10 protein-coding genes and 1 pseudogene are annotated in these 13,971 nt (G+C 67.3%); 9 read left to right on the forward strand and 2 right to left on the reverse strand.

Annotated features, from left to right (window positions below; translation table 11 throughout):
* Positions 1–111: 111 nt before the first annotated feature.
* The 3 genes from AB0P21_RS13900 to AB0P21_RS13910 are packed head-to-tail and all read left to right on the forward strand — an operon-like array spanning position 112 to position 3,145.
* Positions 112–1,419: a sugar ABC transporter substrate-binding protein gene (locus AB0P21_RS13900; protein WP_363696577.1), complete on the forward strand. Its 1,308-nt coding sequence runs from the start codon at positions 112–114 to the stop codon at positions 1,417–1,419.
* A complete protein-coding gene (locus AB0P21_RS13905) occupies positions 1,404–2,312 on the forward strand; it encodes a sugar ABC transporter permease (protein WP_363696579.1) in 909 nt (302 codons plus the stop codon). Before AB0P21_RS13900 ends, AB0P21_RS13905 begins: the two co-directional genes overlap by 16 nt.
* Positions 2,309–3,145 (forward strand): carbohydrate ABC transporter permease, encoded by an 837-nt coding sequence (locus AB0P21_RS13910; RefSeq protein WP_363696581.1) that lies wholly within the window; start codon positions 2,309–2,311, stop codon positions 3,143–3,145. The genes AB0P21_RS13905 and AB0P21_RS13910 overlap by 4 nt, the downstream gene beginning before the upstream one ends.
* Before the next feature lie 234 nt (positions 3,146–3,379).
* On the opposite strand, the pseudogene AB0P21_RS13915 reads toward AB0P21_RS13910, so the two are convergent.
* A pseudogene (locus AB0P21_RS13915) lies at positions 3,380–3,853 on the reverse strand (hypothetical protein); the annotation flags it as partial.
* Between AB0P21_RS13915 and AB0P21_RS13920 the strand changes: the two are divergent.
* The 3 genes from AB0P21_RS13920 to AB0P21_RS13930 are packed head-to-tail and all read left to right on the forward strand — an operon-like array spanning position 3,837 to position 7,798.
* Positions 3,837–4,604: an SDR family oxidoreductase gene (locus AB0P21_RS13920; protein ID WP_363696583.1), complete on the forward strand. Its 768-nt coding sequence runs from the start codon at positions 3,837–3,839 to the stop codon at positions 4,602–4,604. The pseudogene AB0P21_RS13915 and the gene AB0P21_RS13920 overlap by 17 nt on opposite strands.
* An 18-nt stretch (positions 4,605–4,622) precedes the next feature.
* Positions 4,623–5,387 carry a hypothetical protein gene (locus AB0P21_RS13925; RefSeq protein ID WP_363696585.1) on the forward strand — a complete coding sequence of 255 codons (765 nt, stop codon included), beginning with the start codon at positions 4,623–4,625 and terminating at the stop codon, positions 5,385–5,387.
* A gap of 17 nt (positions 5,388–5,404) precedes the next feature.
* Positions 5,405–7,798, forward strand: coding sequence for a tetratricopeptide repeat protein (locus tag AB0P21_RS13930; protein ID WP_363696587.1), 2,394 nt, complete (start codon positions 5,405–5,407; stop codon positions 7,796–7,798).
* On the opposite strand, the gene AB0P21_RS13935 is transcribed toward AB0P21_RS13930, so the two are convergent.
* Positions 7,799–8,665 (reverse strand): SDR family oxidoreductase, encoded by an 867-nt coding sequence (locus AB0P21_RS13935; protein ID WP_363696589.1) that lies wholly within the window; start codon positions 8,663–8,665, stop codon positions 7,799–7,801. It lies immediately after the preceding gene.
* A gap of 87 nt (positions 8,666–8,752) precedes the next feature.
* On the opposite strand from AB0P21_RS13935, the gene AB0P21_RS13940 reads away from it, so the two are divergent.
* Genes AB0P21_RS13940 through AB0P21_RS13950 form a run of 3 tightly spaced genes read left to right on the forward strand, consistent with a single transcriptional unit; the run spans position 8,753 to position 13,916 of the window.
* Positions 8,753–9,121, forward strand: a complete 369-nt coding sequence (locus AB0P21_RS13940) for a helix-turn-helix domain-containing protein (RefSeq protein WP_363696591.1) — start codon at positions 8,753–8,755, stop codon at positions 9,119–9,121.
* 45 nt (positions 9,122–9,166) lie between these two features.
* Positions 9,167–11,542 carry a helix-turn-helix domain-containing protein gene (locus AB0P21_RS13945; RefSeq protein WP_363696593.1) on the forward strand — a complete coding sequence of 792 codons (2,376 nt, stop codon included), beginning with the start codon at positions 9,167–9,169 and terminating at the stop codon, positions 11,540–11,542.
* Positions 11,523–13,916 (forward strand): NB-ARC domain-containing protein, encoded by a 2,394-nt coding sequence (locus AB0P21_RS13950; protein ID WP_363696595.1) that lies wholly within the window; start codon positions 11,523–11,525, stop codon positions 13,914–13,916. Before AB0P21_RS13945 ends, AB0P21_RS13950 begins: the two co-directional genes overlap by 20 nt.
* Positions 13,917–13,971 lie beyond the last annotated feature (55 nt).

A 13,971-nucleotide genomic window follows, 5' to 3' on the forward strand; every position in this document is an offset into this window, starting at 1 on the left:
TGTCGTCAGAGCGCAGTTCTGCGTAATCTGCTGGGATCGCACTAACGATTCATCAGATGTCAGAGCAAAGTTTCTTTCCCCCTGGCCCACATCCCCTGAGGAGAAGTGCCAATGCGCTACCGACAGATGTTCGCACCTCTCGCCGTCGTGGTCGCCCTGGTCGCCGCGGCCACCGCGTGCGGCCCCGGCCCGGCCGAGAAGGCCCAGGGCGGTGAGGTCAAGCTGCAGATGGTCGAGAGTCTGACCAACCCGACCAGAACCACGCTGCTGAAGAAGCTGATCGCCGACTTCGAGGCGAAGAACTCCGGCGTCAAGGTCCAGCTGATCTCGCCGCCGACCAACACCGCCGACCAGAAGATCCAGCAGATGCTCCAGTCCGGCAAGGGCGTCGACGTGCTGGAGGTCCGCGACACCACCGTCGGGCCGTTCTCCACCAACAAGTGGATCTACGACATGGCCCCCGACCTCAAGGGCTGGGACGGGCTCGGCGCGCTGACCGAGAACGCGCTCAAGGTGACCCAGCAGGGCGGCAAGTCGTACATGGTGCCGTACGGCTTCTACGGCCTGTCGCTGTTCTACCGCAAGGACCTGGTCCAGCAGGCCGGTTTCAGCGGCCCGCCGAAGAGCTGGGCCGAGCTGGTCGAGCAGGCCAAGAAGATCAACGACCCGTCGAAGAACCGCTACGGCTACTCGTTCCGCGGCGGCCTCGGCGCGGCCGGCAACGCGATCGCGGTGATCTCCGGCTACGTGATCGACGACATCAACAAGGACAACGCGTTCAAGCTGACCAGCGGCAAGACGATCTTCTCGTCCCCGAAGGCCGTCGACGCGCTGAACCTGTACGTCGACCTGTTCAAGAACGCGTCGCCGCCGTCCTCGGTGAGCTGGGGCTACCCCGAGATGGTGCAGGGCTTCACCTCCGGCACCACCGGCTTCCTGCTCCAGGACCCCGAGGTGATCGCGACGGTCAAGGAGTCGAAGACCATCAAGGAGGACCAGTGGGGCACGGCGCCGCTCCCGGTCGGCCCGACCGGCAAGGCGGCCCAGCCGCTGGCCAACGCCGGCTGGGGTGTCGCCGAGGGCAGCACCCACAAGAAGGAGGCGGTGGAGCTGGTCAAGTTCCTCACCTCGGGTGACTCCGCGATGACGTTCTCCAAGGAGAACAGCCTGGTCCCGATCCTGAAGAGCGCCGCCGAGGACCCGTACTTCAAGGACGGCCCGTGGGCCTCCTACGTCGCGATGAACTCCTCGCCGGACACCTACGTGGTGGTGACCCAGCCGCGGGGCGTGCCGTGGTCGACCGAGTGGGGCAACAAGGCCGACGCCGACGTCCAGAAACTCATCACCGGTAAGGCCCAGCCGGCCGAGATCGCGAAGAGCTGGGACGAGTACTGGACCAAGAAGTGGGCAGGGAACTGACCCGCCGCCGCCAGTTCACCGGGCGGACCGCGCTGACCCTGTTCCTCTTCATGGCGCCGGCGATCGTCTTCGTCGGGATGTTCACCTACTACCCGCTGGCCAACGGCATCAGCATGGCGTTCCGCAACTACAACCTGAACGACCTGTCCGACACCTCGTGGGTCGGGCTGAAGAACTTCAGCACGCTGCTGCACGACGAGATGTTCCGCGGCACGGTGAAGAACTCGGTCGTCTGGGTGGTCGGCTCGCTGGTGCCGCAGTTCCTGATCGGCTTCACGATGGCGCTGTGGTTGCGGCGCAGGTTCCGCTTCCGCGGGACCTATCAGGCACTGGTGTTCTACCCGTGGGCGGTGTCGGGGTTCCTGATCGGCATCCTGTTCCGCTGGATGTTCAACGGCGAGTTCGGGGTGATCAACGACCTGCTGATGAAGACGCACCTGATCAGCACGCCGGTGCCGTGGCTGGCGGACGCGAAGTACGCGATGGTCGCGGTGATCATCGCGAACGTCTGGTACGGCGTGACGTTCTTCGCGATCATGATCCTGGCCGCGTTGCAGTCGGTGCCGGAGGAGCTCTACGAGGCCTCGGCGATCGACGGCGCCGGCAAGGTCCGGACGTTGTTCAGCATCACCATCCCGGCGATCCGGACCACGCTGGCGCTGACCGTGCTGCTGCGGGTGATCTGGATCTTCAACTCACCCGAGCTGATCTTCGGGATGACCGGGGGCGGCCCGGCCAACGAGACGCACATCGTCACGTCGTACATGATCCAGGTGACCCAGGAGGGTGACTACGGACGGGCCTCGGCGATGGGCGTGATGGTGGTCTTCGTGCTGATGCTGTTCGCGATCTTCTACCTGCTGTCGATCCGGCCGAAGAAGGCGATGCGATGATCCGCGACTACAGCACCGGCGGCCGGATCGCGCGGTTCATCGGGCTCGGCCTGTGCCTGCTGGCCACCATCTTCCCGCTGTACTGGATCCTGGTCACGTCGTTCAAGGAACCGGGCACGATCTTCGCCTATCCCTTGAAGTACTGGCCTTCGGACTGGTCGCTGGCCAACTACCAGGGCCTGTTCGAGCAGTCGAACTTCGGCGTGTACGTCGTCAACAGCCTGATCGTGTCGCTCGTCGCGGCCGCGTTCGCGACGGTGATCTCGCTGCTCGCGGCGTACGTGCTGGCCCGGTTCGAGTTCGTCTCCAAGGGCGCGGTGATGGGGGCCTTCCTGGTCACCCAGATGATTCCCGGCTTCATCGCGCTCGGCTCGCTCTACATCCTGATGACGAAGCTCTACCTGGTCGACAACCGGTGGGGCCTGGTGCTGGTCTACGTCGCGGTCTCGATCCCGCTCTGCACGGTGATGCTGCGCGGCTTCTTCGAGAACGTGCCGGCCTCGCTGGAGGAGGCGGCGATGGTGGACGGCTGCTCGCGGCTGTCGGCGCTGTTCCGGGTCCTGGTGCCGGTGATGACCCCGGGGATCGCGGCGTCGTTCATCTTCAACTTCGTGAACTGCTGGAACGAGCTGTTCCTGTCGGTCACGTTGATGAACAGCGACAGCAACAAGACGATCCCGGCCGCGCTGAACGGGTTCATCAGCAGCTACAACATCGACTGGGGGTCGATGTCGGCCGCCGCGGTGCTGTCGATCCTGCCGACGATGGTGCTGTTCGCCTTCGCCAGCCGCTACATCGTCGAGGGTCTGACCGCGGGCGCGGTCAAGGAGTGAAGGAAAGCCGGTAGGTCCCACACCCGCCACCGCCGCGGTGCGATCACCTCGTACTGCGCGGTGCCGGGTGTGGCGTCGCCGCCGACCATAACGGTCGCCATGCCCAGCTCCTCCGGCACAGTCAGGTTGACTGCCAGATCGTCGAAGAACGCGGCCCGGGTGGGGTCGATGGCGAACCGGTCGAATGAACCGCTGGTAGCTCTCGGGGTACGGCTTCGGCGTCAGTCCGGCGGCCAGGATGTCGAAGTACCCGTCGAACTGGTCGCTGAGGCCGAGCCGGGGGAGCGCCTGTTCCACGTGGTACGCCGATCCGTTGGTGAAGACGAACTTGCGGCCGTGTAGGGCCGCGAGTGCCTCGGCCAGGCGCGGGTCGGGGCGTAGTACGGAGTAGTCGAGGTGTCGCTCGAAGGCCAGGTAGTCGGCCGGATCCACGCCGTGCAGGTTGATCAGGCCGTGCAGGGTGGTGCCGTGGGCCGCGATCAGCTCAGCCTGTTTGCGGCGGGCACCGGCCTCGTCCACCCCGAAGAACGCGGTCAGGTAGTCGCGGATGCCGACCCCGATCTGGCCGTACAGCCCGGTGCTCGGCGGATAGAGCGTGTCGTCCAGATCCAGCACCCAGGTGTCGACATCAGCGAACATCTGCCCAGAGTAGTGACAGACTGGACCGGTCATCGACGGGAGGAACGAAGCTGTGGCGACCGCGCTCATCACTGGACCTACTGCCGGGATCGGCCGGGCCTTCGCTGACAAGCTGGCGATCGAGGGCTACGACCTGGTGCTGGTGGCGCGCGACGAGGCGCGCCTGAAGGAAGTCGCGACCGAGATCACCGCGCTGCACGGGGTCGCCTGCGAAGTACTGCCGGCCGATCTGACCGAGCCGGACCAGCTCGCCGTGGTCGAGCAGCGGTTCCGCTCCGGGCCGATCGAGGTACTGGTCAACAACGCCGGCTTCGGGCAGAAGAAACCCTTCTGGGCCAACCCGATCGAGGTCGAGGAGAAGCAGTTCGACCTGCTCACCCGCGTCGTCCTGCGGCTCACGCACGCCGCCGTGCTGCCGATGATCGAGCGCGGCTCCGGTGCGGTCGTGAACGTGTCGTCGGTCGCGGGCTTCCTGCAGCGCGGCAGCTACAGCGCGCACAAGTCCTGGGTGACCAACTTCTCCGCCGGTCTCGCGATCGAGCTGCACTCCCGCGGCGTCGCGGTGATGGCGCTGTGCCCGGGTTTCGTGCACACCGAGTTCCACGCCCGGATGGAGATGGACAAGACCATCATCCCGTCGTTCATGTGGCTGGATGCGACCGAACTGGTCGACGCGGCCTGGGCCGACCTGATGCTGGGCAAGTCGATCTCGATCCCGTCCTGGCGCTACAAGCTGATCGTGGCCGGCGCTCGCTACATCCCGCGGACCCTGATCGCGCGGCTGTCCACCGTCGGCCTGGACGGCCGGCGCCGCGCCTGAACCGGTAGGGGAGTGTTGATGTCCGCACGGGTTTCGACGCTGGTGGCCGGGGTGGCCATGGTGGGCTTGGTATTGGTGGCCTGCGGCAACGATACGAAGCCGGCCGGGAACGGCGCGCCCTCTGCCGGGACGTCGAGCCTCCCTGCCAAGCCCGCGCCGACGCGCACCGGCCAGCCGGTCAATACGCCGCCGAAGCCCTCAACCGGGCCCACTGGCCCGCAGACTCCCGGCGCGCCGACGACCTCGCCCACCAAGCCGCCCAAGCTCACCACCGCCCTGCTGCTCACCGGCCCCGAGCTGTCCAAGGCCGACCCGAACCGCGGCTGGGCCGCCACCGGCGGCACCGCCAGCACCCCGATCTGCGGCCGCGCCTCCACCCGCGGCGACAACCCGCTCGGCAGCCTGAACCGCAACTTCGTCAGCGACCTCGACGCCTCCGGCGGCCAATGGATCACCCGGTACGCCGATGCGAAGGCCGCGCGGGCGGCGTACGACCAGATCCTCAAAACCATCAAGTCCTGCCGATCGGCCCTCCCCGCCCCCACCCACGCCCGCAAACTCACCGAGAACCGCGGCCTCCCCCTGGGCAACGCGACCCAACTCCTCCGCTGGTACGACTATCCACTCCCATCCGACCCAGGCAGCGAGGACGGCGGCTTCCCCTACGCCGTCACGGTCAAGGACAAGATCGTCAGCGTCCTCGCCTTCGGCGAAATGGGCAAAGGCATCAAGCCCGCCAACTTCGAACGCATCACCCGAGCCGCCGCAGCCCACCTGAACTGATCCTCTAGCCTGACTCCATGCGGATCCCAGGATCCATCGCCCCACCCGCAGGCGTCGCCCAGCTGCTGAAACAGTTCCGCCTGCGCTCAGGGCTGACCCAGGAGGCTTTGGCCGAGCGCTCCAGCTTGAGCGTCGAAGCCATCCGCGCCCTCGAAGGCGGCCGGCGCCGTTCGCCGCGATCGACGACCATCGATCAGCTCGGGGTGGCGCTCGACCTGTCCCCGACCGAACGGCAGCAGCTGACGGACGCGGCAATCCGTCCACGCCCGGACTCAGCGGTGCCACAACAGTTGCCGCCGGCACCAGCCGACTTCACCGGGCGGGTTCGGGAGCTGGACGAGCTGGTGCGTGTCCTGCGCGGCGACGACGACAGCCTGGCCGTGATCATCTCCGCTGTGGGTGGGATGGGAGGGGTTGGCAAGTCCGCGCTGGCGCTCAAGGCCGGCCATCTGCTGACCGACACCTACCCGGACGGTCAGCTCTACCTCAACCTCGGTGGCGGTGACCAAAGTCCGCTCAGTACGGCCGATGCGCTGGCCGTAGTACTGCGAAGTCTCGGCATCCCGCCCGGTGACGATCCCGGCGATGTCCGCCAGGCCGCCTCCCGCTACAGGACCGCCCTCGCGCACCGCCGGGTCCTGCTGCTGCTGGACGACGCGGACAATCTCGAGCAGGTGCTGCCGTTGCTCCCGGGCACCCGTGGCTCGGCTGTCATCATCACGAGCCGCCGGCAACTGACGGCGTTACCTGGAGTGCGCTATCTGGGGTTGCAGGTGCTGGCGGAGGACGAGGCAGTGAGTCTGCTCGGCGAGATCGCGGGTCAGGATCGCGTGGCGGCCGAGCCGGAAGCCGCGCTGCAACTGGTACGGCGTTGCGGGTTGCTGCCGCTGGCGATCCGGATCGCCGGTGCTCATCCCTCCGGCGGGGAGGTTGGCGGGCTGGCCTTGCTGGCGGACCTGCTGGCCGATGGGGACAGTCGGCTCGACGCGTTGAGCGACGGTGTCGAGGGCGGTGTACGGGCGACCATCATGCTGTCGCTGCGAGCCCTGGCTGCGGCTGACCGCGCAGGCGACTCGCGCTGTGCCGAGGCGTTCCCGTTGCTGGCCCTGTTCGAGGGCGATCACTTCCCGCTGAGAGCTGCAGCCCAGGTGCTGCAACTGCCGCTGGACGACGCCGAGGACCTGCTCGAACGGCTGGTGGACGTCCATCTGCTGGAGACGCCGGCTCCGCACCAGTACCGGATGCATGACCTGGTACGAGACGTCGGCCGCGCGCTGGCGAGCGACGGTCTGATCGCCGAGGCGCGGACAGATGTATGGCGTCGCGAGCTCGGTTGCTACCTGGCGGTGTTGTGGCGGCTCAGCGAGCTGGCCGAGCTTCCGCCCTTGAAGGACTCGGCGGACTGGTCGGCCGGCGCGGAGGATCTCAGCGGCGTGGGCGACACGGCCGACTGGGTGGAGTCGGAGCTCGAGAACCTCCTCCGGCTGATCCGCAAGGCGGCCGTCGGCGGGCGCGAGGATCGGTTGACCGCGGCGCGGATGGCGTTGGGGATGTTCCACTTCTCGATGGTGGTGATGCGGTTCGCGGTGGCGCGCGATGCCTTGGCGGCCGTTGTCGGCGTACTGGACGAAGCCGACAACGATCTCGATGACCAGCTCTGGCTCGCGCTGGGGCAGGTGAGCTCGGCTCTCGAGCAGCCGCGACGGGCGGTCGACTGCATCCGGACCGCGTTGCCCCTGGCGCGGGCGCGAAACGACGTCACGCAGGTCGTGACCTGCCTGATCGAGCTGGCCTATGCGCTGGTGCGGATCGGGGAGCCGGCCGAAGCGCTGGAGATGGTCGACGAGCTCGGGGTGCTGGTGCCCTCGGAGCGGAAGGTGCATCTCGAAGCCGCCACTCAGCTGGTCGCAGGCATCGCGGCCGGCGCGCTGGGTGACCTGGCAGGACAGCGGGAAGCCTTCGATCGCGCCACTACGGTCCACCACGAGCGAGGCAGTGGCCGAGTCCCCATGATCCACCAGTCCCAGATGGGGATGTCGTTGGTGGAGAGCGGTCAGTTCGACCTGGGGTGGCAACTGCTGACGGAAGCCCTTGAACGCGCCCGGGCGGCTGACAGGACGTTGATCGAGTTCGACCTGCTGTCCGATCTCGGGAAGGGCTGGACACTGCGCGGTGATCACCACCGGGCCCAGGAGCAGTTCGAGCAGGCTTTGCAGATCGCGCTCCGCATTCCGTCGGAGAACCAGGAGGGCCGGGCGCGAGATCGCCTCGGCCGGACCATGCTGGCGCTCGGCAAACCGGACGAGGCTCGCGCGCATTTGCGGCGAGCGATCGTCCTGTACCAGCAGGTCGCCGACCCGGCGGCCGACGAGGTCCAGGAACTCCTCGACGGCCTCGCAGTACAGGACTGACTAGCTGAGCAGCTTGGTGATGGTCGTCGTGATCGGCGTGGTGGGGCGGCCGATCAGGCGGGCGAGGTCGCCGGGGGTTGAGGCGAGGGCGCCCGCGTTGACCTGGGTGTCGACGTCGACCAGGACCGCCGAGAAGCCTTCGGGGATGCCTGCGGCGACGTAGCCGGCCAGCAGGTCGTCGGTGGAGACGGTCTGGTGGGCAACAGGCTTGCCGCTCTGGCGGGTGACCTCTGCGGCGAACTCCGGGTAGCTCCAAGCCTGGTCGCCACCCAGGTTGTACGCCTGGTTGAGATGCCCGTCAGCAGTCAGTACTGCGGCAGCCGCGGCGGCGTAGTCCTCGCGAGTGGCCGTGGCGAGCCGGGCGTCCGGAGTGGCGGCGTTGACGATCGCGCCGCTCTCGACGACCGCGGTCAGGTCGCGGACCGCCATTTCGGAGTACCAGTTGTTGCGCAGGAACGTGTGCGGGAGACCGGAGTCGAGGATGAGCTGCTCGGTCGCGCGGTGGTCGGCGCCGAGCTGCATCGCGTTCTCGGGGCCGCCGAAGATGCCGGTGTAGGCGAGTTGCGCGACGCCGGCCGCCTTGGCCGCGTCGATCACCACGGAGTGCTGGGGGATCCGTCGGCCGGGCTCGCTGCCGGAGATCAGCAGGACCCGGTCGCCGGCGCTGAACACGTCGGCGAAGCTGGCCGGCTCGTCGTAGTCCGCGACGGCGATCTTGACGCCCCGCCCCGCCAGGTCGGCAGCCTTTTCTTTGCTCCGGGCAACGGCTGTGATGCCGTCGGCCGGCACTCCCGCGGCCAGCAGTTCGGCAATGACAAGCCGGCCGAGCTGCCCGGTGGCCCCTGTGATGACGATGTTCGTATTCATGGCACTAACTCTACAGTGGGTACTATCTTCAAAGTAGTACCCACTTTGAAGTAAGGTACTGATCTTCAAGTAAGCAAAGGGAGCACCATGAGCCAGACCTTCGCGCCCGATGTGAACCGGGCGAACTGCCCCTCCCGGCAGATCCTCGAACACGTCACCAGCCGCTGGGGCGTCCTCGTCCTCGCCGCCCTCCTGGACCGCTCCTACCGCTTCAGCGAGCTCCGCCGGCACGTCGGCGGCGTCAGCGAGAAGATGCTCGCCCAAACCCTCCAGGCGCTGGAACGCGACGGTTTCGTCCACCGCGACGCCCAGCCTGTCATCCCGCCCCGCGTCGACTACTCGCTCACCCCACTGGGGCAGGATGTGGCTGTCCAGGTCCACGCACTGGCCCACTGGGTCGAGTCCAAGGTCCCCGACGTGCAACAGGCCAACACGACGTACGACGCCCGGACCTAAGCTCGGGCTACCCCCGCTGCCCCAACGCCTGGAGCCAAGCCGCCCATGTCCGCTCCACCCTCCGACGTGGCCCAGCTACTGCGTGACTTCCGGACCCGCTCCGGCCTCACCCAGGAAGCGCTGGCCGAAGCGGCGGGTCTCAGCGCGCAGGCGATCTCGGCGCTGGAGAACGGCCGCCGCCGGTATCCGCGGCCGGTGACCATCGACCTTCTGGTGGACGCCCTCGACCTCTCCGTCGCCGATACCGAGCAACTGGCGTCCGCTGCCAGTCGCCGCTCGGAGGCATTGACCAGCACGCAGCTGCCGCCGCCCATCACGGACTTCACCGGGCGATCGCGCCAGCTGGCCGAGTTGGTGGCGCTGCTGCGTTCGCAGTACGACGTGGCGCCGGGGGTCGTCATCTCGGCGATCGGTGGCATGGGTGGCGTCGGGAAGACGACGCTCGCAGTACAGGCCGCGCAGCTGGTGGCCGACGAGTTCCCCGACGGTCAGCTCTATCTGAATCTGCGCGGTGGTGGCGACGAGCCGCTCAGTACCGTCGATGCGCTCGGCCGGTTGCTGCACGCGCTTGGAGTGCCGTCGAGTCGGGCAGCGGACGACGAAGATGTGATGGCTGCGCGCTACCGGTCGGCGCTGGCGGGAAGACGGCTGCTGCTGTTGCTGGACGATGCGGTCAGCGTTGCTCAAGTTCGCTCTCTGATGCCCGGTACGCCGGGAACGGCAGTCGTGATCACCAGCCGGCAGCATCTGTCCGCGCTGGCCGGCGTACGGCGTCTCGATCTGGACGTCCTGACAGAGGCCGAGGCGCTGCAGTTGCTCGGCGAGCTGCTCGGACCCGACCGAGTCGCCGCCGAACCCGACGCATCAGGCGAAGTGGTACGCCGGTGTGGGTTCCTGCCGCTGGCGATCCGGATTGCCGCGGAGGCCGGCCGTACCGCGAGAACCCTCGAAGGTCTGGCCGCTGAGCTGGCCGAGGAGACCGGCCGCCGCGACCTGTTGACCGGCCCGGGATCCGGTGTCGGTCGAAGCATCCTGGTCTCGCTCCATCAGTTGGAGCGTGACGGCCTGGTTGGCGACGCCGAGGTGTTTCCGGTCCTGGCCCAGTTCGACGGCGACCACTTCCCTCTTCGCGCCGCAGCCAAGGTGCTGGGTCGATCGCTCGACGAGGTGGAGATGTTGCTGGAGCGCCTGGTCGACATCCATCTGCTGGAGACACCGGCCCCGCAGCTCTACCGGATGCACGACCTGGTCCGCGATGTCGGCCGGCTCCTCGGTCGGGACCGTTTCGACGATGCTGCCCGGGTCGAGTTCCGGACCCGGGAGCTGGCTTGTTACCGCGCGATGTTGTGGCGCCTGGACGAGACCGCCCGCCGGTTCGACATCTTCGGCGCCGACGAGGGCGAGCCCTGGTCGGCCGGCGCGGAGGACGTGCTCGATCAAGCGGAGCTCATCGGCTGGCTCCGCGACGAGCTGCCGAACCTGGTCCGGCTCGTCCGTACGGCGGCCGCCGGAGTGGAGTCGGAGCGACTGACCGCCGTACGGATGGCGCTCGGAATGCACCGCTTGGCAGGGATCCTGATGCGTTTCGGCGAAGCCCATCAGGCCATCACCGCGATCGTCCGGACTCAGGTCGACCTGGATCCCCGCCTCGAGGTCGGCCGGCTCTACTACATGGGTTTCATGGACCAGACGCTCGGCCTGTACGAGGCGTCCGTCCCCTGGAGCCGAGCCGCCGTGACGCTGGCGCGGAACCTCCCGGACCCGCTCCTCCTGGTCGCCTGCCTGATCGACCTGGCGTACGGCCTCGGCCGAATCGGCCAGCCCGCCGACGGCCTGCCCTTCGCCGAGGAAGCTGTTGTCCTGGTCGAACGCCATCAGCTGCACAGCCAGGAAATCAACGCCAACATCGTCGTCGGCGCCGTAGCCGGCTGGCTCGGCGACCTCGAGCGCCAACGAGCAGCCTTCGACCGCGCCCTCACCCTGATGCCGTCTCGAACCACCGTCGGCCCATCCACTCTGCATCGCTCCTTGATGGGCCGAGCCCTCCAGGAAACCGGCCAGTACCAGGCCGCGCTGGAGGTCCTGACCAACGCTCTGACCGACGCCCGGGAAGCAAAGCTGGAGGTGGTCGAGTCCGACCTCCTCCGCGAACTCGGCAGCACTTGGCTGGCACTCGGCGAACCCACGAAGGCCGAGGAGGTCCTCACCGCCAGCCTGGAGATCGCCTTACGCTTCCCGGCTGACCACCGAGAACCGGCCATTCGCCACCATCTCGGCCAGGCGCTGGCCGGCCTCAGCAGGCCCGAGGATGCGCGCCTGCAGTGGGAACAGGCGCTTACGCAGTACCGGCAGGCGGCTGATCCCCGGGCTGAGGAAGTTGTTGCATTGCTGGCGGGGTCGGATGACTGCCCGCGCTCGTGAGCCAGGACCGCAGACGGCGGATGTGGCTGGGCTGCTTAGGCGGTTTCGGCTTGGTTCTGGGCTTACCCAGGAAGCTTTGGCGGAGAGGGCGGAGCTCAGTGTCGGGGCGGTTCGGTTGTTGGAGACCGGGCGGCGTCGTTATCCCAGGTCGGAGACGATCAAGCAGCTTGCTGCTGCGTTGCGGTTGGCGGAGGAGGACAGGGAGCGGTTGGTGGTTGCCGCGAGGCGGCCTGCTGCGGGGGTGGTTGGTCAGGATGGGGTGCCGCGGCAGTTGCCGGTGGATGTTGTTGATTTCACTGGGCGCGGGGCGGAGCTTGAGCGGGTGTGTGGGGACCTTCGGCCGCGAGGCGACGGTGGGGCGGGTGTTGCGGTTGCGGTGATTTCGGGGATGGGTGGGGTGGGGAAGACCACCTTGGCGGTGCACGCGGGGCATGCTGTGGCTGCGGAGTTTCCGGATGGACAGCTTTATGTGAATCTGCGCGGAGGCGGTACTGAGCCTCGGAGTACTGCGGATGCGTTGCAGATCTTGCTGCAGTCGCTGGGGGTTCCACCGGCCGGTACTGCGGACGTGGATGCGCTCGCGGGGCGGTATCGGACGGCTATCGCGGGCCGGCGGATGCTGCTGGTTCTTGATGATGCGGCCGGGGTCGGGCAGGTGCTTCCGTTGATTCCGGGGAGCTCGAGTGCGGCGGTGGTGATCACCAGTCGGCAGCGGCTGACTGAGCTACCGGGGGCTCGGCGGATCGATCTTGATGTGTTGGGTGAGCGCGAGGCATTGCAGTTGTTGGGTGAGGTGGTTGGTGCGCCGCTGGTTGACGCTGACCGGGAGGCGGCGCGGCAGGTTGTCCAGCGCTGCGGGTTGTTGCCGTTGGCCATCCGGATTGCTGGGGGTCAGTGCTCGGGATCCCTTCAGGAGTTGGCGTTGCGGCTGGCTGATGATGATGGGCGACTGGATGCGCTGACTGGTCCTGGTGGTGTTGTGAACAAGACCATCGGGATCTCTTTGGCGGCGTTGAGGGCGGGCAAGGCGCTCGATGTGGCGGCCGTTGAGGCGTTTCCGATGGTGGCGCTCTTCGATGGGGACTGGTTTCCGTTGCGGGCAGCGGCGAAGGTGCTGGAGAGATCGCTGGACGAGACCGAGGAGTTGCTGGAGCGGCTGGTTGATCTGCATATCGTGGATACGCCGGCGCTTCATCGGTATCGGCTGCATGATCTGGTGCGGGACGTCGGGCGGGATCTGGCGCGGACGACGCGGAGCGACGGGGAGCTTGTTGAAGCCTTCCGGCGTGAGCTGGACTGTTATCGGGGGATGCTGTGGCGGTACATCGAGCTGCTCGACTACGTGGTGGACCTGTACGGCGCCTGGACCGAACCCTCCTGGTCGGCGGACGCCAACGACCTGTCTGATCGGCAGCGAGTCCTCGACTGGCTCGACGTGGAGCTCCCGAACATCGTCCGGCTGGTCCGTACTGCGGCCGACGGTGACGCCTGCGATCGGGTGACTGCCGTGCAGATCGCCTTGGGGATGACGCATCTCGGCCGCGGGGTGATGCGGTTCGCCGAGGTCCATGAGGTGACGTTGACCGTGATCGATCTGCCGGTCGAGCTCGACCCCAGACTCGATCACGGCCGGATGGCTCAGATGGCCTTCACCTGGGGCTGGTTCGGCTTTTACGCCGAAGCGCTGCGATGGTGCAATCTCGAATTGCCGTTGGCTCGCGCGCTCGCAGAGCCGACCCAGCTGTCGGCGTCCTTGCTCAACCTCGCCAACAATCTTGCCTCTCTGAACCGACCGGTCGAGGGACTGCCGGTTGCCGAAGAGGCCCTCAGCGTCATTCACGAAAGCGGTGCGCGGACCTACGAGTCCGCCGTCAACATCGCGATGGGCACGCTGGCCGGGCAGTTGGGAGATTTTGCTCGCCAGCGGCAGACTTTCGAGCGAGCTCTCCAGATCCTGCCGAACCCCAGGCCGACAACAGCTGCGCTGGCCAGGACCTTGATGGGCACGTCATTGCGGACCAGCGGGCAGTGCGAGGCGGCGCTGGCGGTGCTCGATCAGGCTCTCGAGCTGTCCCAGGGGCCGAAGGCCGAGGCACTCGAAGTGATGGTTCTGACCGAGATCGGGATGACCTGGCTGGCGTTGGGTGATCATGCCAAAGCCTGCGAGGTGTTGACCGACGGACTGGCTATCGCCGTGCGGTATCCGAAGGAACACAAGGAAGCCGAGCTGCGACACCAACTCGGGCATGCGCTGAAAGGGCTGGGGATGTTGGCCGAGGCGCGGGCCGAGTGGGAGGAGGCAGTCGTGCTGCACGACCGGATGGCCGATCCCCGCGCCGATGAGGTCCGGGAGCTGTTGCGCCGCAGTCTGTAGAGCCGATTGGGTCCGACTATCTTGATCGGGGAGGGTGTCCCCGAAGCCTGGAGTT

The organism is Kribbella sp. NPDC056861 (assembly GCF_040687575.1).
GTDB lineage: Bacteria > Actinomycetota > Actinomycetes > Propionibacteriales > Kribbellaceae > Kribbella.